The following is a 20220-nucleotide window of genomic DNA, read 5'->3' as shown; positions in this document are numbered from 1 at the left end:
CCACCGGCTGTCCCGCCGGCCGCACTACCGGGGCACCACCGTGCGCGCACTGGAGGTGTCACCAGGCCGCACCGCGCGCCGCCCGCCAGTCGGACGGCAGGCTGCCCCACCCGCTCGGACACGTGGGCGGGGCAGCCGGTAGGCACCCCGCCCGCGCCCGACTGTTCTGCCCGGCTCGGGCTGCTGCGCGCTCGGGGGCGGCCCCGTCCAACCCGGCCGGTCCGCCCGCGCCCGACTGCTTCGTCCGAGGCCCGACTGTTCTGCCCGGGGCGGGTCGCTGCGCGCCCCGGGTTGTCCTGTCCGGCCCGGTCAGTCCGCCCGCGCCCGGCTACCCCACGCCCCGGCTGCTCCGGCCGGACCCTGCGAACGGCGCCCCCGGGGCCGCTCGCCAGGTCTGGGGGCGCCGTACCGCCGGGACACGGTCCGGGACCGGCCGCCGTACCGCCGCTCATACGGCGGTCGTGCCACGACGGCCCGGGCGGCGGCCGGTGTCGCGGCTACGCGCCCCGCAGCTCCGGGCGGGCGGCCCCGCCCCCGATACTCACCCCCCGCAGCACCTCGCGGGGATCGGGCAGCCGCCGCAGCGCCACGGCCGCCGACGCCGACGCGAAGGGCGCCGGGGCAGGCGTGGGCGTCTGCGGCCCGTCGGCCTGCTGCTGCGCCGCCCACGCCGCGATGTGCGCCCGGGACCGGAGTCCCAGCGTGGTGCGGATGTGCCGGATGTGCGTCTCCACCGTGCGCACGGACACATGGATGCGGGCCGCGATCTGCCGGTTGGTCAAACCCTCCACGACCAGTGCGGCCACGTCGCGCTCCCGCCTGCTCAGCGGGTGCGCGGCCCCCCTGGCCCGAGGCTCCGCCGATTCCTCGCCGAGCGCCAGACACAGCGCCTGCCGCCACGGCATCGCCCGTCCCGCCTCCAGCCAGGACTCGGCCCGGCCCACGGGCAGTGCCCGCAGCGCGGTCTCACGCGCCTGCTGGACACGCTGCCGCCACCAGTCGCTCTCTCCCGGCCTGCCGCCACGTACCCGCTCCGCCACGCCCAGCAGCCGCACCCCCCGGTCGAACCGGTAGCCGCGGGTGGCGACCAGCGCCAGCCCCTCCAACGCCCGTGCGGCGTCCTCATGCTGATGCGCACGGCAGCGCAGCGCCTGGGTGAAGTACTCCTCCGCCCGTTTCAAGTCGCCCTTCTCCAGCGCCAGCGAACCCGCGGTGGACAGAACGGTGCTCAGCCACTGCGGGGCCACCCCGCCCCGCAGCACGGGAAGGGCCCGCGCGAGCTCGCGTTCCGCGCCCGCCGGGTCGCCGCTCTCCAGCCAGTGCCGGGCGAGAGCACCCAGACTCAGTGCCACGAGGGTGTCGTGCTGCGACCGCAGTCCGATCTCCAGCGACTCGTCCAGGTCGTCGAGCGACGCCCGGTGCTCGTCGCGCCCCTGGCGCAGGATCCCGCGTTCCAGCAGCAGCCGGCCCAACAGCGCGGTGCGGCCCCGCCGCCGCTCCTCCCGTACCGCCCGGTCGAGGCGCGGCGCCGCCTCGTCGGGCTCGGTGCCCTGGCGGGCGAGAGCCGTCGCCTCCAGCGCCACGGCGCGGTACTCGGAGTCCGGCGCGGTCTGCGCCAGGGCGTGCTCCACGAGCCCGGCCACCTCGGCGCCCCGCCCCTGCGCCCCCTCCACCGCGGCCAACGCGCCGGCCAGGAGCAGTTGGCGTTCGTCGGAGCCCGCTCCCAGCCGCCGCACCGCGTGCGCGAGGTTGACGCGCTCCTCGGCCAGCCGGTCCAGCGTCGCGACCGGCACCACGGCCTCGTTCCGCAAGGGGAGCGATATCGTTGTCAGCCAGGCGGTCAGCCGTTCGTACGTCGCCGTGTCCTCGCCCTCGGCGACGAGCCGCTCCCGTCCGAAGCACAGCGTGGACTCCAGCATCCGGAAGCGGGCGGCGCCACCGCCCGCCCCCGTCAGCGGGGTGATGACGGACTTCGACTCCAGGGCGACCAGGAGTTCCGGCAGCGCGATCGCCGCCCCCGGCACGTCCGCCGTGACCGCCGTCGCCGCGTCCGGCCCGAAGCCGCCCGGCAGGACCGACAGCCGTCGCAACAGCGCCTGTTCCACCGGCTTCAGCAGCGCGTACCCCCACTCCAGCGCGGCGCGAAGACTCTGGTGGCGGTCGTCGGCGAGCCGCCAGCCGTTCGTCAGGAGCGCCAACCGGTCGTGCAGCCGGGAGCGGATCTCGGCCGGTGGGAAGACCCGGATGAGCCGGGCGGCCATCTCGATGGGGAGCGGCAGTCCGTCAAGACGTGCGCATATCTCGGCCACGTCGGCGGCGTTGTCGCGGCTGAGCCGGAAATCCGGCGCGACGGCGCGGGCCCGGTCCATGAAGAGCGAGACCGCGTCCGAACGCAGGCTGTCGGAGAGCGAGTTGACGGACTCCGGATCGCTCAGCGCCAGACCGGTCACGGAGAACACCGACTCGCCCGGCAGGCGCAGCGGTTCCCTGCTGGTGGCGAGCACGCTCAGCCGCGGCCGTCCGGGGAGCAGCTCGGTCAGCAGCGTCCCGCACGTGTACAGGACGTGGTCGCAGTCGTCCAGAACGAGCAGCCGGTCCGGGGCCGTGGCCGCAGGGCCACCGTCCGGTTCGTCGCCGAGCGCGTCGAGAACGCGTCGGCGCACGGCGTCGGCGCCGGTGACCGCGCCCAGCCTGACCACCGACACCTCGCTCCGGCGGCCGCGTGCCTCCTGCCCGGCCACCTCCAGCGCCAGCCGGGACTTGCCCACGCCGGCGGGGCCGGTGAGGGTCAGCAGCCGCACCTCGTGCAACAGCCGGGTCAGCTCGACCAGTTCGTCGGCCCGGCCGACGAAGCTGCTCAGCTGGGTCAGGAGTTCGCTGCTCAGTCCGGCATCCACACCGCCGGACCGGTGCCGCAGCCGGTAGGAGCGCTGCCGGCAGGCGTTGGAACAGTAGCGGGCCCGGGGCTGCGAGGTGCGGGACTGTTTGGAGCGGGTCAGTGAGGTTCCGCAGGTGTCGCACGTGACAGTCGTGGGGGTGGACATGGCACACACCTTTCGTGGTGTCGGCGGGTGCAGTGACGTGCTGTACTTCGGAAGGGGAGGCCGACTGTGGAGAAACTGGAACAGCCGGTCGGAACGAGGCAGAAAACCGGCGTGGCGAAAACGCCGCGAAACAGCGCGGAGCAGCGGCGAGCAGCCGGATGATCGAAAAGAAACTTTCCAGTGCATTGGCACGCGTCCGCCCGGTCCGCCGTCGGGAAGGCGAAGAAGGAGGGCAGCGGTGCGGGGAGCTACCGGTCGTGTGCGCGCGCGTTCGGCCCAGTTATCCGCCGGTGAACCGGCCGTACCGGTTCAGCGGCCGGCCGTCGGTGTGCGGGGTATCTGCAAGGCGGGTGGTCACTACCGGATACCCTCTTTCTGCACTGATGCGGGGGTGTCACACAGAACGAATGCCGGACGTGGGGCGCCCGATTCGCTTCGCGTGATTGCCTCCGAGCCTAGGAATGGCCGCCTCCGCGGGTCAAGCAACGCTTTGCTCGTACCCAAAAGACTGTGGTTCGGAGGTTCGGTGGGGCGCGGTGTCCGTTTCCTCGGTGGACGGAGCCCGTTTCGGGCCCGTTTCGAAAAGGCACCCGGCGCGGCTGGTCGCGAACCGCTCCCATGACGGCGTACGGCGGACCCGTTTTGCGTGAAGAGGACGCCGGATTACTTCCGTTTCCCGCGCTTCCCGGCGCTTCCCGCGCTCCCGGCGGCGGCGGTCGCCGCGGCCGGTGACCGCGGCGACCGCGACGGACGCGGCCCGTGATCAGCCGGGCAGCTCCGCCTCCACCAGGTCGGCCGCCCGCCGGGAGCCGTCTCCCGGTGCGAGCTCCCGCTGTGCGGCGCAGCGCGCGGCGACGGCCGGATCGTCGGCGAGTCGCAGAACGGCCGCACGCAGCGCCTCGACGGCGACGCCGGCGGAGTCGACGCGCTCGGCGACACCCAGCCGGACCAGCATGGCGGCGTTGTCGAACTGATCGCCGGCCTGGGGTACGCAGAGCATCGGGGTGCCGGTGGCCAGGCCCTCCTGGGCCCCGCCGGCTCCGGCGTGGGTGACGAAGACGTCGGCCTGCCGCAGGACGCCCGGCTGGGGCACCCAGGGGCGGACCTCGACGTTGTCCGGCAGCGGACCCAGTTCCTCCGCCGACACCTGGCTGCCCACCTGGAGCAGCAGATACCAGTCGGGCAGCGTACCGAAGGCCTCCGCGCAGGTCCGGTAGAAGCGGGGCTGCTTCGTGAAGTTGGAGCCGAGCGAGACCAACGCGACGCGCCTGCCCGCTGCTTCGGCAGGGCGTGTCCAGACATCGTGCTCCGCCCGCTCGCCCTGGCACGGTCCGACGAAACTGTAACGGCGGGTGTCCACACGGTCGGCGTGCGGCTGGAGGGCGGGGTGGATCAGCACGAGCGAGCGCGGCGGGCGGCTCATGAAGGTGTCCGGGTCGACTCCCGCCAGGTCGTTGGCGGCGAGCCAGGAGCGCCAGCGCGCGTAGTGGGCGCGCCCGCGCGCGCAGGACCTCAGCTCCTGGGCCAGCCTCGCACCGACCTCCTCCTCGTAGCCCTCCCAGGGCACCAGCTGAGGGGACAGCTGCACGTAGCCCACCGACCAGCGGTGCGCGAGCACCCGGGCCGCCCAGCCGGAGAAGTCGCTGAGCACCAGGTCCGGGACGTCGTCCCGGTAGAGCTCCGCCAACTGCGGGAGCGCTTGGACGGCGTCCCGCAGGAACAGCTCGGCGACGTCGAGCCGGGTCTCGCCCCATCTGCTCTGATCGTCTCCGGCGGCGGGCAGCGTGGACCTCCAGACCCGGGGCTCGGCGCCGGTGGCGCGCACCCGCCCGACGAAGTCGCCCTCGTCGGGGATGGCGTAACTGACCCGGTGGCCGCGGGCGACCAACTCCCGGACGATTCCCAGGCTCGGATTCACATGACCGTGGTGGGCGATACTGACCATGGCGACGTGACTCATGCTGTGGACGGTAGTGGAGACGACGTATGCCCACAACGGTCTTCCGGGGCGTGACGGCGGGGTAGGGGAACGGGTGCGGTGAACCACGACCCAGGGAGCGTCCATGGCCGACATTCGATCCGTACAGGTTGCCGAAGGATTTCACGTCTCCGCGCCGCAGGTGGAAGGCGCACTCATTTCTGAGATCCACTTCATCTACAACGAGGTGTTCGTGGACCGCGACTACCTCAAACACGGGATACGCATTCCCGGTTCCGCGCGCGTCGTGGACGTCGGTGCGAACGTGGGCATGTTCTCACTGTTCGTCGTGGGCGAGTGCCCGGATGCCCGGATCCTGGCCTTCGAACCGATTCCCGAGATCTACCAGGCACTGCGGGAAAACCTGAGCAGGTACGGGGCGAAGGGCGTGAAACCGGTGCGGGCGGCGCTCGGCGGACTGCCCGAGGAACAGGTCCGGTTCACCTATTTCCCCGCGCTGCCCGGTAACTCCACACGGCACCCCGAGGAGAAACAACTCAACAAGAAGCTGGTCGAGGAGCAACTGGGTCCTGAAGCGGTGGACCGCATTCTGGGCGCCGTCGAGGTGGAGGCCGAGGTGCTCCGGTTGTCCGACGCCCTGCGCGACTGGGCACCCGAGGGCCCGATCGATCTGCTGAAGATCGATGTGGAGGGCTCGGAACTCGAAGTCCTGGAAGGCATCGACGGCTCGGACTGGCGACGGATCCGACAGTGCGTGATCGAGGTGCAGGACCTCGACGGCCGGCTCGACGCCGTACTCGGCCTGCTCGATGCCGAGGGTTTCACCGTCGCGACCGAACGCGCGACCAACATCCCGGACGTGCTCCGCCACTGGATGGTGTACGCCGCGAAGGAGGACGCCCAGTGAGCCTCCCGACGCCGCCGCCGGATTGAGACGGTCCCGGCGGACGAGGGGCGGGCCGAACCGACGCCGGCGTGCAGATGGTGCGCGACACGCATACAGTGCGCGTGGCGTATCCAGTTCCCGGGACTGGCCGGCGGCAGAGCGGGTGCCCGCTGCGGCGGAACCAGCACGCGGGCCTCGAAGGCGGAAAGGGGGCGGGGCCGGCGGACGTGCTCCGGCCGGCCCCCTGCACCAGTGACGACCGAGTACGAACCCCGTGACATGCGGGCCCGAAACAAGCAGGCCACACGCGAGGCGATCGGCGCCGCGGCGCTGCGTCTCGCCCTGGAGAGGGGGCGCGACGGACTGGCTTCGGTGAGGGTGCGCGACATCGCCGAGGCTGCCGGGGTCGCCCCCAGGACGTACAACAACTACTTCTCCAGCCGGGAGGAAGCGGTCTGCGTCTTCCTGAACGATCAGGCTCGCCGCCTCGGCGCGGCCCTGAGAGCCAGGCCCGGGGGCGAGCCACTCGGTGAGGCGATCGCCGCCGCGGTGGTCGACGTCTTCGCCGATCCCGAACCCGACCGGGCCGGGCTGTCCATGATCATGTCCGCTCCGGCGCTGCGAGGTGAGGCGCTGAAGGCCTTCGCCATGGCCGAGGAGCCGCTGGCCGCCGCGATCGCCGAGCGCGCCGGCGTCGACCGCCGGGCGCTGTCACCGGCCGTCACGGCTGCCGCCGTCGCCGGGGCCGTCCGTGCGGCCGCTGCGCACTGGCTCGCCGGACCCGACCCCGCACCCTTCGCCGAAGTCCTGCGCGAGGCCCTGGGGACCACCGTCTCCCCCCGCCCTTCCGGGCTCGCGCACCCGTGACGCTCCCGCGGGCCGCCCGGGGGCGTCACGCCTCCTTGGGGCGCGGAACGCTCTCGGTCTTCTTGTCCGGCACGGGGGCCTCCACCAGCCGCTTCGGCAGGAGGGCGGTCGGAACGACGGCGAGGAGGAGGAACGCGACGCTCCACCAGAAGGTGTTGCTGTACGCGGGGGCCAGCGCGTCGGGTCCTGGGCTGCCGCCGGGGGTGGCGTCCTGCTGCCTCGTCAACTGGAACTGGAGGACGACGCCCACGACCGCCGTGCCCGCCGAAAGGCCGATCTGCTGGAAGATCCGTGATCCGCTCGTCGCCCTCGTGACCTGCTCGGGCGGCAGACCGATGTAGAGCGCGGTCGTCATCGACAGCACCATCATCCCGAATCCGACGCCTGTGACGAACATGGCGACCACGATGACCAGGGCGCTGGTGTTCGCGTCGAACTGGGTGAAGATCAGGCGTCCGACGAGGGCGCAGGCGAGACCAGCCACCCCCACGCGCATCGGCCCGACACGGTTGAACACCCGTCCCATCGTGAGGGAGGCGAGTGCCGACCCGACGCCGGCCGCGACCAGCAGGAGGCCGGCGCCCAGCGCCGACTCCGAGTGAACCTGCTGGAGGAACAAGGGGTCCACGAACCCGGCTCCCATGGTGAGACCGAGCAGCAGCAGCAGGATGCTGGACGTCGCGAAGCCGCGGTACCGGAACAGGCGCATCGACACCAGGGCGTCGATGTTCGGCCGCGCCGCGTGCCAGGCGAACCCGGCGACCATCGCCGCTCCGAGGCTGAGCGCCACGACGACCTGGACTCCGCCGAAACCGACGGTGGTGGCCTGGGAGAGGCCGTACACGATGGCCACGAGCCCGGGAACCAGCAGCGCCACACCGACCACGTCCAGACCGGCGCCGCTGCTCGCCTTCAGGTTCGGCATGGCCCGTCCCGCGACCAGGAACGCGACCAGCCCGATCGGGAGGTTGATGAAGAACATCCACCGCCAGCTGAGGTCGTCGACGATGACGCCGCCGACGACGGGGCCGAGCGTCGGCCCGACGACAGCGGGGACGGCCATCAGCGAGACCAGCTGGGCGCGGCGTTCGACACCGCCGACCCGGACGAGCATCGCCTGGCCGACCGGGGCCATCATGCCGCCGCCGAGGCCCTGCACCACCCGCGCCGCGATGAGCATCCACACCGAGTTCGACAGGCCGCAGAGCAGCGACCCGACGAGGAAGCCGATGAGGGAGAAGTTCCAGATCGTCCGGGTGCCGAACCGGTCCGCGGCCCATCCGGCGATCGGCATGCCGACCATCAGGGCGAGCAGGTAGGCGGTCACCACCCACTGCACCGTGGACACGGAGACGGACAGCTCCCGGACCAGCTTGTTCAGCGCGATGCTGACCATCGTGCCGTCGAACTGCATCAGCAGCATGCCGAGCAGGACGACCCCCGCGACCTTCAGCAACTCCGCCGGGAGGCGTTGCTTGCCGGCTGCGGGCGGAGAGTCACCGGTCTGCGTCTGCGCCATCAGCTTTCCTTCGCTCGGCGGGCACGGCCCCGCTCCGGGGGCCCTCGTCACGGTTCCACGCTCCCACAAAGCTTGCGTGTCGCGCAATTTCGTGCAGATACTGCATGTGTCGCGGGACGGCAGTCGGTCGCGCTCCCCGCTTCAGGCGACTTTTAGCGGGATGGGCTTTGCTGTGGGCGGTCCGCCTTCGATCAGAGGAGACACGATGGCCGCCGAAGAGCCCCTCCGGATGCCGCCGCTCTCGGACGGTGGCGGCGAGGTCCTGACCTGGCTGAAGCGGATGCGCGACGAGCAGCCGCTCTGGGCGGACGAGCGGGGCGTGCAGCACGTCTTCCGGTATGACGACGTGCAGGCGGTGATGTCCGATCCGGCGCGTTTCTCGTCCAACATCGGCCGGGTCATGCCGGGTTTCGACCCTGAACAGGTCAGCGCCAACCTCGCGTCGCAGGACCCCCCGGAGCACCGGCTGCTGCGGCAGTTGGTGAGCCAGGCGTTCACCCCGCGGACGGTCACCGGGCTGCGGCCGCGGATCGCCGAGATCACCCGGGAACTGCTGGACGCCGCGCCCGAGGGCGAGTTCGACTTCGTCGAACATGTGGCCCATCCGCTGCCGGTGACGGTCATCGCCGAACTGCTCGGCGTCTCGCCGGGGGACCGGGCCTTCTTCCGGTCGTGCGCCGACGCCCTGCTGGGCACGCGGGCGGAGGCGGTGTCGGCCGCCGAGCACGCCAAGGCGCTCGCCGAGGCCAACAAGGAACTGCAGGAGTATCTGAGCGCCGAGGCCCGGCGCCGCCGGGCGGGCGGCTCGGGCGGACTGATCGGGGCGCTCACGGCCGCCGAGCTGGACGGGCGGCGGCTGACGGACCTGCAGGTGGCCACGTTCTCCGGGCTGCTGCTGACCGCCGGCCACATCACGATCACGCTGCTGCTGGGAAACACTCTGCTGGCCCTGCGCGATAACCCCGAAGCCGAAGCGCGGCTGCGCAAGGACCGGTCGGCGGTTCCCGCCGCGTTCGAGGAGTCGCTGCGGCTCCGGCCGCCGTTCCACCGGGTCGTCCGGGTCTCCACCCGGGACGTGGAGGTCGCCGGCGGTGTCATACCGGCCCACCGGCTCGTGATGGCCTCGACGCTGTCGGCCAACCGGGACGACCGGCAGTTCCCCGATCCGGACCGCTTCGACGTCGACCGTCGGCCGAACCGGCATCTCGGCTTCGGCCACGGCATCCACTTCTGCCTCGGCGGCCCGCTGGCCAGAGTGGAGACCGAGATCGCGCTCAATCTGCTGTTCGACGAGTTCACCGAGCTGGAGGTGACCGGCGAGCCGGCCTTCCACGACTCGGAGTTCTACGGCCCGAAACAGCTGACCGTGTCCGCGCGCCGCTAGGGGGTGCCGTTTGGATCTGGTCGGCCCCCTGGGGGAGCCGGTGACCGGCGGCAACGCGGCAGCCGGACGCTGCCGGGGCCCGTATCCCCGGCAGCGTCCGGACGACGACCCCGAGACGCTGTGGACCAAGCTCCGCAGCATCATGAAGAAACAGCCAGAAAGAGGCAGGAATCGATGGAGTACACCCGTCTGGGATCGTCCGGACTGAAGGTCAGCCGGCTTGCTCTCGGCTGCATGAGCTTCGGCGTGCCCTCGCCGGTCCAGCCGTGGACGCTCGACGACGAGGCCGCCGAGCCCCTCTTCAAGCAGGCGGTCGAGCTCGGCATCACCTTCTGGGACACCGCCAACATCTACGGGATGGGCGCGTCGGAGGAGATCGTCGGACGCGCGCTCCGCAAGTACACCCGCCGCGAGGACGTGGTCCTGGCGACCAAGCTGTTCTTCCCGATGAGGCAGGGCCCCAGCCGTCCCGGCCTGTCCCGCAACGCGATCATCGAGCAGCTCGACGCGTCGCTGGACCGGCTCGGTACCGACCACGTCGACCTCTACCAGATCCACCGGTTCGACCCCGACACCCCGGTGGAAGAGACGATGGAGGCGCTGCACGACGTCATCAAGGCGGGCAAGGTCCGCTACATCGGGGCGTCGTCGATGTGGACCTGGCAGTTCGCCAAGATGCAGCACGCCGCCGAGGCGAACGGGTGGACGAAGTTCGTCTCCATGCAGGACCAGTACAACCTGCTGCAGCGCGAGGAGGAGCGGGAGATGTTCGGCCTGCTCGCCGACCAGGGGGTGGGCAGTCTGCCCTGGGGCCCCCTCGCCTCCGGACTGCTCGCCCGTCCCTGGGGGCAGGGGGGTACGACCCGTGGCGGCACCCTCCGGCCCACCGACCCCTACGGGCGTCCGCTGTACGTGGAGAGCGACGAGGCCGTGGTGGGCACGGTGGAGCGGATCGCGGAGGCGCGGGGCGTCTCGATGGCTCAGGTGGCCATGGCGTGGGTGCTGAAGAACCCCGTCGTCACCGCCCCCCTCGTCGGCGCCACCAAGCCGGAGCATTTCACCGACGCGGTCGCCGCGCTGGACATCCGGCTCACCGACGAAGAGATCACCTCGCTCGAGTCGTCGTACACCCCGCGCCTGCCCACGCACTTCTGATCCCGAGGGTTCATTCGGGTGACGATGGCAATGGCCCGGCTTCGCGCGAAGCCGGGCCATTGCCATGCCCGTCTGTTTTAGGGGGAGTTCAGAATTACCTGGTGGGATAGGTGGCGAAACCGGGGTACCAGAAGGGGCGGAAATGGTGAGCAAAGAAGCCAAGACGGTCGAGAGGGCGGCAGGTCCGACCGCGTCGGACCTGCCCGAGGCCTACCTCGACCTGCTGAAGAAATGTCTTCTCCGTTTCCACGACGGTGCCGCATTCCCCTACACCACCGAATCGGGAGGCGAGAGCGACCAGCGGCTGGCCTACCTGGCGGGCAAGGGAATCATGCCGCACGTACAGGCGGACACCATGGTCAGCCGGGACCGCCTGGACAACATCCAGCAGGCCACCGCCACGGTCATCAGGGAGGGAGTCCCGGGCGACTTCATCGAGACCGGGGTGTGGCGCGGCGGCTCCTGCATCCTCATGCGCGCCGCCCTCACGGCGTACGGCGACAAGACCCGGAAGGTCTGGGTCGCCGACTCCTTCGACGGATTCCCGCCCCCGACCGACAAGTACCCGTCGGATCCCTGGAAGGGACAGAGCCAGGACATCATCGGCACGATGGGGGTCTCCCTCAAGGTCACCTTCGACGAGGTGAAGGACCGGTTCGACCGGTACGGCCTGCTCGACGAGCGAGTCGAGTTCCTCACCGGATTCTTCGCGAACACGCTGCCCAACGCGCCGATCGAGAAGCTGGCGATCCTCCGTCTGGACGGCGACCTCTACCAGTCGACCTACGAGGCCCTCGAGGCGCTCTACCCGAAGCTCTCGGTCGGCGGCTACTGCATCATCGACGACTACTTCTACACGATGTGCAGCAAGGCCGTGGACGACTACCGCCGGGAGCACGGCATCGACGAGCCCATCGAGGCGGTCGACTGGACCTGCGTCCAGTGGCGGAAGACCAAGTAGGACACAGGGCCGGGCAGGACGCGGGGGCCCGGCAGCACATGCGTGTGCGAAGCTCCCCGACCGGTCCCGGCGTCGGGGAGCTTCGTCGTTCGAACGGCCGGGTCCGGTGCTCAGCCCCGGATCGCCCCGCGCGCCTCGACCGCCTCGACCACTTCCCGCGCGACCAGGTCGACCTCCTCGTCGAGCAGGTCCTGGTGCGCCGGCAGCAGCAGGGCCGTGTCCGACACCTTGTCCGTCACCGGCAGTACGGCGTCCGTGGCCCCGTACCGCGGAACCCTGTGCAGGGGGTAGTAGCGCCAGGAGGTGTAGATGTCCCTGGCCAGCAGGTCCTCGCTCACCCCGTCCCGGACGGCCTGGGTGTCGAAGCGGACCCAGTAGAAGTAGTGGGTCGAGAGATGGCCCTCCGGCAGGGGCGGCGGAACGCGGACACCCGGGACACCGGACAGGGCCCGGGTGTACCGCTCGGCGATCGCCCGACGCCGGCCGACGAACTCGGGAAGCCTGCGCAGCTGCACCTTGCCCATCGCGGCGGTCATGTCGTTGCCGACGAGGCGGCGGCCGATGTCCTCGATGTCGAAACTCCACCACAGGTGCGGCGACTTGGCGGCGGTGGTGAACGAACTGCGGTCCTCCAGGCCGTGGTACGCCAGCCGGCGCGCCCTGCGGGCCACCTCGGGGTCCCGCACGTACAGCATGCCGCCGTCACCGGTGGTGATGACCTTGCGCGCGTCGAAGCTCCAGATGCCGAAGTCGCCGAACGTGCCGCACATCCGGCCGCCCGCGCTCGACGCGACCGAGACGGCCGCGTCCTCGATGAGTGCGACACCGCGCTCCGCGCAGAGGGCGGCGATCTTCTCCACTTCGCCGGGGTAGCCGCCGTAGTGCAGCACCATCACCGCCTTGGTGCGCGGCGTGAGCACCTTGACGACGTCCTCGGCCCGGGGGTTGAGAACGCCGTCGTCGATGTCGCAGAACACCGGACGGGCACCGGCGTCGATGACGCAGTTGGCGTTGGCGATGAACCCGTTCGACGGCAGCACGACCTCGTCGCCCGGACCGATGCCGAGCAGTTCCGCGGTGAGGAAGAGCCCGGAAGTCGCCGAATTGAGGAAGAGGAGGCTCTCCGCCGAGACTCCGAGGTGCTCGGCGAACTGCTCCTCGAATTCCTCCGTCCGCCGCCCGGACCCGAGCCACTTGCTGTCGAAGACGGCGCTGATCGCGGCGAGTTCTTCCGCGCCGACGCTGGGCTGGGTCACATTGATCATTACGGTCTCCCGATCGTGCGCGCAAAGTGACGGGGTACAGGAATAATAGAAGTGTCGCGCACCCGGCTAAAGATGCCCTAAACCTCCTCTGAAGCTCTGTCTTTCGACTTGTTTTAGGGGTGCTTCAGGCGTTCGATGTAGATTTCGACTTCTCGGCCGGCCGATGTGCCGGTCACCCACCGCACTTCGGAGGAAGCATGACCGACAGCGGCAGCGCGATCGACAATGCGGTTTTCGATGAGCGCCTTGCCAATTTCCAGAAGTGGCAGGAAACGCCGTGGGGACAGTTGCGCTATTCGGTGGTGGCGGCCAACCTGGACCGCCATCTGGACGACCGTCCGCTGCGCGTCCTCGACGTGGCGGGCGGCAACGGCCGGGAAGCCGTCCGGCTCGCCGCACGCGGCCACCACGTCACCGTGCTGGACGTGGCACCGGTGTCCCTCGCCGGGGCGCGGGACATCGCCGCCGAGCACGGAGTCGCCGGTCTCGTCGAGGTCCGCGAGGGCGATGCCCACGACGTGGCGGACCTCTTCGCCGGCCAGGCATTCGACCTGATGCTCTGCCACAACCTGCTGCAGTACGTCCCGGACCCCGCCGTCGTGGTCGGGGGAATCGTGAAATGCCTGAAGCCCGGCGGCCTGCTGTCCGTGGTCGGCCCCAACGCGTACGCCGTACCGCTGGAGGCCGCCGTCCGCGAACTCGACCTCGCCACGGCCCGGAGTGCCGTGGACGCCAGGTACAAGCCCAACGTGGTGTACGGCAAGGACGTGCCGGTCCTGACGTCGGACGAGATCGGCGGCCATCTCGGCGGTGCCGGCCTGGACGTCGTCGGGCACTACGGCGTGATGAACGTCTGCAATCTCGTCGCCGACAACGACATCAAGTACGACCCGGACTTCTTCGGCCGCCTGGAGGAGCTGGAGATCGCCCTGGCCGGCCGGATGCCGTATCCACTCACCGCCCGCATGTTCCACCTGATCGCACAGCGTCCACGTTGAGGGCATCCGGTTGACGGTGTCCGGCCGAGATTGAGGGGTTCTTGTCATGCGGGTTCTGTTCACCGCGGCTACGTTCCGATCGCATCTGTATCCGCTCGTTCCGCTGGCGTGGGCGCTCCGCGCGGCGGGACACGACGTCCGGGTGGCGGTGCAGCCCTCGCTCGTCGGCGACGTGACCGCCGCCGGTCTGTCGGCCGTCGAGGTCGGCCGCGGCCCCGACTTCATGAGCGAGCTGAAGAAGTCCATCGGCGGCGGCAAGGGCGGACCGGCCGCCGCACCGAGCATCGAGCAGATCGTCGTCCCGCACATCCGGATCGCCGAGGCGGTCGTGGCCGACCTGCTCCCGTTCGCCCGGAACTGGTCGCCGGACCTCGTGGTGGCCGACCCCGCCGCCTTCGCCGCGCCGATCGTCGCCAGGGCCGTCGGGGCGCCGCTGGTCCTGCACACCTGGGGGCCGATGCCCGACCAGCTGTGGGGCGACCTGACCTCCGAGCGTGCGGTGCGCGAGAACTGGCCGAAGGATCTGGTGGCGTTCCTCGACAAGTGGAACGTGGAGCTGGGCCCCGAGTACGCCGCCCTCGTGGTGGACCCGTGCCCGGACGAACTGCTGGCGATCCGGATGGCGAAGCGGCAGGCGGCGCGCTACGTGCCGTACAACGGTGCCGCCGTCACACCGGACTGGCTGGAGGAGCCCAGGCGGCGTCCACGGGTGTGCATCACCTGGGGGACCACCAGCGAGTTCATGGGAGCCGACGTACTGCAGCCCCCGCTGCTGGCCATCGAGGCGCTGGCCGACCTGGACGTCGAGATCGTGGCGGCCCTCGGCAAGGTCGGCAAGGAACTGCTGGGCGAGACCCGCGAGCAGGTGCGCGCGGTCGACTGGATGCCGCTGTCGATGCTGATGCCGACCTGCGACGCGCTCATCAGCCAGGGCGGGCCCGGCACGGTCCTGGCCGCCGTCGCGCACGGTGTGCCGCAACTCGTCGTGCCGCAGATGAGTGCGCAGCCGCTCGGTGCCGAGCTGCTGACGGCCAGCGGGGCCGGTCTGACACTCAAGCCCGAGGCCCTCACCGCCGGCTCCGTCGTGGAGGCCGTCGCCGAACTGCTCGACGGGCACTCCGTGCGGCCCGCCGCCCGGACACTGGCCGAGCGGAACGCCGCCCGGCCCGATCCGACGCAGATCGTCCCCGTGCTGAAGGAGCTGGCGGACGCCAACCGGTAGGCACCCGTGCAGCTGTAGGCACACCCGCGTGGGCCGCGAACGTCCCGGACGACGTTCGCGGCCCACGCTTTCGGCATGCCCGCGCCGGCCCGCCCTCGCGTACGGCAGGGCCTCGTGTCCGGCGTGCCCGGGGAACTCCGTACCGAGTGACCGGACGGCGAAGCCCCCGGAGAGTGCGGAGCACGGGCAGTGTGAAGCCCCGGGACAGTGTGAAGCCCCCGGGACAGTGTGAAGCCCACTGGCGGCGCGGAGTCCGGACAGCGCGCGGCCGGGGAGCGAAACGCTCCCCGGCCGCTCCGTGCCCATCGGGCCGCTACGCCTGGCGGAACCGCTGGTCGATCAGGTCCATCAGCTCGTCGGCCGAGGCGTTCTCCACCTCCGCGCCGTCCGGGACGGCCTTCGGGACGCCGCTCGCCCGTCCCGCCAGCTCCCGCAGCCGGTGTTCGATCAGCTTGTTGGCGGCATCCGGCGGAAGCGCCGTCAGAGCCTCCTCCAGCCGGTCGAGGTACTCCAGGGCCACGCCCGCGGGCGACGGCTCGGGCGGGGCGACCCGGTCCAGCAGGTACCCGGCCAGGGCCCGTACCGTCGGATAGTCGAAGACCAGGGTCGCGGGCAGCCGCAGCCCCGTCGTCGCGCCGAGCCGGTTGCGCAGCTCCACCGCGGTGAGGGAGTCGAAGCCCAGGTCCTGGAAGGCGCGGTCGGCGGAGACCTCCGCCGGTGAGCCGTGCCCCAGGACCGCGGCGATGTGACCGCGCACCAGGTCGACCACGATCGCCTCCTGCTCCTCGCGGTCCCGGCCGGCCAGGCGCTCGGCGATGGGAGCGCCCCCGTCACCGGCCCTGCGCGGCGGGACGCGCACCAGACCGCGCAGCACCGGCGGCAGCGCGTCGGCGACGGCCTGTGCGCGCAGGTGCCGCAGGTCGAGTTCGGTGAGGACCGGAGCAGCGGGCCCCGCACCGAGGGCCGCGTCGAAGAGAGCGAGCGCGTCGGCGGTGGACAGCGGGACCAGGCCCCGGCGCCCGGCGGTGCCCCGACCGGCCCCGGCCGGCGTCCGGGTCAGTGCGCTGCTCTGCTCCCACGGCCCCCAGGCCATGGACACGCCGGGCAGCCCGCGGGCACGTCGGTGAGCGGCGAGGGCGTCGAGGAAGGCGTTCGCGGCGGCGTAGTTGGCCTGGCCGGGCGCGCCCAGGACACCTGCCGCGGAGGAGAACATCACGAACGCCGTCAGATCGGCGTCACGGGTGAGTTCATGGAGATTCCAGGCCGCGTCCGCCTTGGGCCGAAGGACGGTCCCCAGCCGTTCCCGCGCCAGATGGGGCACCGTAGCGTCGTCCAGCGTCCCGGCCGCGTGGACGACCCCGGTGAGTGGATGCTCGTCGGGAATGGCCGCGAGGACGCGGGCGAGCGCGTCGCGGTCACCGGTGTCGCAGGCCTCGACCGAGACGGCCGCGCCCAGCCCCGCCAGCTCGGCCGCCAACTCCGGCGCGCCGTCGGCCGCCATCCCGCTCCGGCTGACCAGCAGGAGACGCGCGACCCCGTGGGACGCGGCCAGGTGCCGGGCGACGAGGCCGCCCAGGGTGCCGGTGCCGCCGGTGACCAGCACCGTGCCGTCCGTCCGGAAGGACGCGGGGGAGTCCGCCGCGGGCCTCCTGGTCAGGCGCGGCACACGGACCCTGCCCTCCCGGACGGCGGCCTGCGGTTCACCGAGCGCGACCGCCGCCGCGAGCAGGTCGTCGGTGACCGGACCGTCGACGTCCAGGAGCTGGAACCGGAACGGGTTCTCCGACTGCGCGCTGCGGACCAGACCCCAGGCGGCCGCGGCCGCGAGATCCGGCACGTCCTCCCCGTCGGTGACGGCGACGGCGCCCCGGGACACCAGGGTGAGGACCGACGACGCGAACGTCTCGTCGGCGAGCCATGCCTGCACCCGCTCCAGCGTGCGAGAGGTCTCCGCGTACGTGTCCTGCGAGGGGCCGACCGCGCTGCCCGCCGTACCGCACGACACGACGACGCCCCGCGGCACGGGGGCTCCGCCGGCGACCGCCGCGCGCAGCGCCTCCATGGTCGGGTACCGCTCGCCACGACCGTCGCCGACCTCGATGTCGCCGACGACGGCGGGCGCCGGCCCGGAAACCGGGCCCGGGGAGGCCTCGATCCACTCCGTGGCCAGCACGGCCGCACGGCTCGCGCCGGCGTCGAGACGCGCCGGGTCGACCGGGCGCAGCCGCAGCGACTCGATCCGGCCGACGGGACGACCCGCGCCGTCGGCCAGGTCCACCGCCAGAGTGTCGGCGCCGCGCCTGAGGCGGGCGCGCAGTGTCCGGCCGGCGGTCGCCCGGAGCGCGATCCCCGTCCACGAGAACGGCAGCAGCACCGCCGTGTCCTCGGAGCCGTCCGGTCGTCCCGTCATCAGGCAGTGCAGAGCGGCGTCCAGGAGGGCCGGGTGGACGCCGAACCCCTCGATGTCGGTCTCCTCCGGCAGCGTCACCTCGGCGCAGATGCCCTCTTCGTGCGTCCACGCGGCCCGCAGCCCCTGGAACACCGGCCCGTACACCTGGCCGTTGGCGGTGAAACGGTCGTAGACGAGGTCCACGTCGGCCGGTTCGGCCCCGGCGGGCGGCCATTCGGTCAGGTCGGCCAGGGCCGGCACCGGGCCGGCGACCAGTGTGCCGGTCGCGTTCAGTGTCCATTCTGCGTCGTCGTCGGAGTCCGGACGGGAGTGCACCGTGACGGGCCGCGCCCCGGTCGCCTCCGGAGCCGCCACGACCACCTGGACCTGGACCCCGCCGCTCTCCGGCAGCACCAGGGGGGCGAGCAGGGTCAGTTCCTCCACCGCGTCGCAGCCGACCCGCTGCGCCGCGTCCAGCGCGAGTTCGACGAACGCGGTCCCGGGCACCAGCACGACGTCGTGGACCTGGTGGTCCGCGAGCCAGGGGTGGGTGCGCAGGGAGACGCGGCCGCTGAGCACGTGCCGGTCGTCCCCGGCCACCGACAGACCGGCCACCACCAGGGGGTGCCCGGTGTCGCCCAGCCCGGCCGAGCGGACGTCGCCCGTCGCGGCCGACGTCCTCAGCCAGTACGGGGCACGCCGGAACGCGTACGTGGGCAGGTCCACCCGCCGGGTCCCCGGGGTGAGTACCCGCGTCCAGTCCACGGTGGCGCCCGACACGTGGGCGTCGGCGAAGGCGGCCAGCAGCGCGTCGGCCCCGCCGTCGTCGCGGCGCAGGGTGCCCAGGGCCGCCGCCCGCACCCCGGCACGTTCGAGGGTCTGGCGTACGCCCACGGTCAGGACGGGGTGCGGGGCGGCCTCGACGAACAGGCGGTGACCGGCGTCGAGCAGCGCCTCGGTGACCCTGCCGAACTGGACGGTCTCGCGCAGGTTGCGGTACCAGTACTCGGCGTTCAGCTCGGTGGTGTCCAGGACCTCACCGGTGACGGAGGAGTAGAACGGCACGGTGCTCGCACGGGGACGCACGGGGGCGAGGGCCTCCAGGAGTTCCTCGCGCAGCGTCTCGATGTGCGGGGTGTGGGAGGCGTAGTCGACCGGGATCAGCCTGGCGCGGACGCCGTCGGCCTCGCAGGCCGCCACGAACGCGCGGACGGCGTCCGTGTCGCCCGCCACGACGGAGCTGTCGGGTCCGTTGACCGCCGCGAGATGCACACCGGCGGCAGCCGCCCCGGCGAGCCGGTCGCAGACCCGGGGAGCGGGCAGCGGCACCGAGGCCATCGCGCCCGTCCCGGCCAGCCTGGTGATGATCCTGCTGCGGAGCGCCACCACCAGCGCGGCGTCGTCGAGCGAGAGCGCCCCGGCCGCGTACGCGGCGGCGATCTCGCCCTGGGAGTGACCGGCGACGGCGTCCGGGACGACGCCCGCCGACTTCCACAGCTCGGCCAGCGACGTCATCACGGCGAACAGGGCGGGCTGTACGACGTCCACCCGCTCCGGCGACGGAGCATGCGGCGCGCCGTGCAGCACGTCGAACAGGGACCAGCCGGTGTGCCGGTCGAGGGCGTCGGCGCAGGCGCGCAGGTGCTCGGCGAAGAGCGGCGACCGTTCCAGCAGGCCGAGGGCCATGCCGGCCCACTGCGAGCCCTGCCCCGGGAACACCAGGACGGTCCTGCCCGGGGTGGTGGGGGCCACTCCCTCGACGGCCGCGGGATGCGGCTCGCCCCGGGCGACGGCGGTCAGCGCCGCGCGGAGGGTGTCGTGGTCGTGGCCGACGACGACGGCGCGATGGTCGAACGTCGACCGCGTGGTGGCCAGCGCCCAGGCCACGTCGACGGGACCGTCGTCCGCCCCGACGTGCTCCGCGAGCCGTGCCGCCTGCGCGCGCAGCGCGGCCTCGGAACGGCCCGAGAGCAGCCAGGGGACGACGGGCCCACCACCGTCGGACGCCCGGTCCGGGGCGAGGAGCGGCGGTGTGCCGGTGGCCGGGGCGGGTACCGGGGCCGGATCCGTCGCGGGCGGCTGTTCGAGGATGACGTGGGCGTTGGTGCCGCTGATGCCGAACGCCGAGACACCGGCCCGGCGCCGGCGGCCGGTCTCGGGCCAGGGCACCGTCTCGGTGAGGACCGCGACGCCGCCGCCCTCCCACTCGACGTGCGGGGTCGGGGTCTCGGCGTGCAGGATCCGGGGCAGCCGGCCGTGCCGCATCGCCTGCACCGTCTTGATCACGCTCGCCACCCCCGCCGCCTGCTGCGCGTGTCCGATGTTGGATTTGAGGGAGCCGATCCAGAGGGGTTGGTCAGTGGGGCGGTTGTGGCCGTAGGTGGCGATGAGGGCTTGGGCTTCGATGGGGTCGCCGAGGGTGGTGCCGGTGCCGTGTGTTTCGACGGTGTCGATGTCGGTGGGGGTGAGTCCGGCGTTGGTGAGCGCTTGTTGGATGACGCGTTGTTGGGAGGGTCCGTTGGGTGCGGTGAGGCCGTTGCTGGTGCCGTCGGAGTTGATGGCGGTGCCGCGGACGACGGCGAGGATCTGGT

12 protein-coding genes are annotated in these 20220 nt (G+C 72.0%); 7 read left to right on the top strand and 5 right to left on the bottom strand.

Features of this window, described 5'->3' with window-relative positions:
- Nucleotides 1-497: 497 nt before the first annotated feature.
- Both IG94_RS39070 and IG94_RS0133430 read right to left on the bottom strand, forming a co-directional pair.
- Nucleotides 498-3044 carry an ATP-binding protein gene (locus IG94_RS39070; RefSeq protein ID WP_043485348.1) on the bottom strand — a complete coding sequence of 849 codons (2547 nt, stop codon included), beginning with the start codon at nucleotides 3042-3044 and terminating at the stop codon, nucleotides 498-500.
- A gap of 763 nt (nucleotides 3045-3807) precedes the next feature.
- The gene (locus IG94_RS0133430) at nucleotides 3808-5004 is read right to left on the bottom strand and encodes a macrolide family glycosyltransferase (protein ID WP_043485357.1); all 1197 of its coding nucleotides are present in this window, start codon (nucleotides 5002-5004) and stop codon (nucleotides 3808-3810) included.
- A gap of 103 nt (nucleotides 5005-5107) precedes the next feature.
- On the opposite strand from IG94_RS0133430, the gene IG94_RS0133425 reads away from it, so the two are divergent.
- Entirely contained in the window at nucleotides 5108-5890 is a 783-nt protein-coding gene (locus IG94_RS0133425; protein ID WP_031046155.1) for an FkbM family methyltransferase, read from the top strand.
- Between the two features lie 258 nt (nucleotides 5891-6148).
- A complete protein-coding gene (locus IG94_RS0133420) occupies nucleotides 6149-6736 on the top strand; it encodes a TetR/AcrR family transcriptional regulator (RefSeq protein ID WP_031046152.1) in 588 nt (195 codons plus the stop codon).
- Nucleotides 6737-6761: 25 nt separating this feature from the next.
- On the opposite strand, the gene IG94_RS0133415 is transcribed toward IG94_RS0133420, so the two are convergent.
- Nucleotides 6762-8255 carry an MDR family MFS transporter gene (locus IG94_RS0133415; protein WP_052410988.1) on the bottom strand — a complete coding sequence of 498 codons (1494 nt, stop codon included), beginning with the start codon at nucleotides 8253-8255 and terminating at the stop codon, nucleotides 6762-6764.
- Between the two features lie 205 nt (nucleotides 8256-8460).
- Here IG94_RS0133415 and IG94_RS0133410 point away from each other — a divergent pair, with 205 nt between their 5' ends.
- The 3 genes from IG94_RS0133410 (at nucleotide 8461) to IG94_RS0133400 (ending at nucleotide 11755) form a co-directional block, all read left to right on the top strand.
- Nucleotides 8461-9639 carry a cytochrome P450 gene (locus IG94_RS0133410; protein ID WP_031046147.1) on the top strand — a complete coding sequence of 393 codons (1179 nt, stop codon included), beginning with the start codon at nucleotides 8461-8463 and terminating at the stop codon, nucleotides 9637-9639.
- Between the two features lie 174 nt (nucleotides 9640-9813).
- A complete protein-coding gene (locus tag IG94_RS0133405; RefSeq protein ID WP_031046145.1) occupies nucleotides 9814-10794 on the top strand; it encodes an aldo/keto reductase in 981 nt (326 codons plus the stop codon).
- A 142-nt stretch (nucleotides 10795-10936) separates the two neighbouring features.
- Nucleotides 10937-11755, top strand: coding sequence for a TylF/MycF/NovP-related O-methyltransferase (locus IG94_RS0133400; protein WP_051159962.1), 819 nt, complete (start codon nucleotides 10937-10939; stop codon nucleotides 11753-11755).
- 110 nt (nucleotides 11756-11865) lie between these two features.
- Here IG94_RS0133400 and IG94_RS0133395 read toward each other — a convergent pair whose 3' ends face one another.
- A complete protein-coding gene (locus IG94_RS0133395) occupies nucleotides 11866-13020 on the bottom strand; it encodes a DegT/DnrJ/EryC1/StrS family aminotransferase (RefSeq protein ID WP_031046140.1) in 1155 nt (384 codons plus the stop codon).
- Between the two features lie 197 nt (nucleotides 13021-13217).
- Here IG94_RS0133395 and IG94_RS0133390 point away from each other — a divergent pair, with 197 nt between their 5' ends.
- Nucleotides 13218-14018, top strand: a complete 801-nt coding sequence (locus tag IG94_RS0133390; protein WP_063741587.1) for a class I SAM-dependent methyltransferase — start codon at nucleotides 13218-13220, stop codon at nucleotides 14016-14018.
- 46 nt (nucleotides 14019-14064) lie between these two features.
- Nucleotides 14065-15240, top strand: a complete 1176-nt coding sequence (locus IG94_RS0133385; protein WP_031046133.1) for a nucleotide disphospho-sugar-binding domain-containing protein — start codon at nucleotides 14065-14067, stop codon at nucleotides 15238-15240.
- Nucleotides 15241-15553: 313 nt separating this feature from the next.
- Here the strand turns inward: IG94_RS0133385 and IG94_RS0133380 are convergent.
- The coding region (locus IG94_RS0133380; RefSeq protein WP_043485343.1) for a type I polyketide synthase at nucleotides 15554-20220 on the bottom strand (4667 nt) is incomplete at its 5' end.

Origin of the sequence: Streptomyces olivaceus (genome assembly GCF_000721235.1) — a bacterium.
In the GTDB taxonomy this organism is placed as follows: Bacteria; Actinomycetota; Actinomycetes; order Streptomycetales; family Streptomycetaceae; genus Streptomyces; species Streptomyces olivaceus.
Note: the sequence above shows the minus strand (reverse complement) of the source record. Positions and strands in the feature narration are given on the sequence as shown.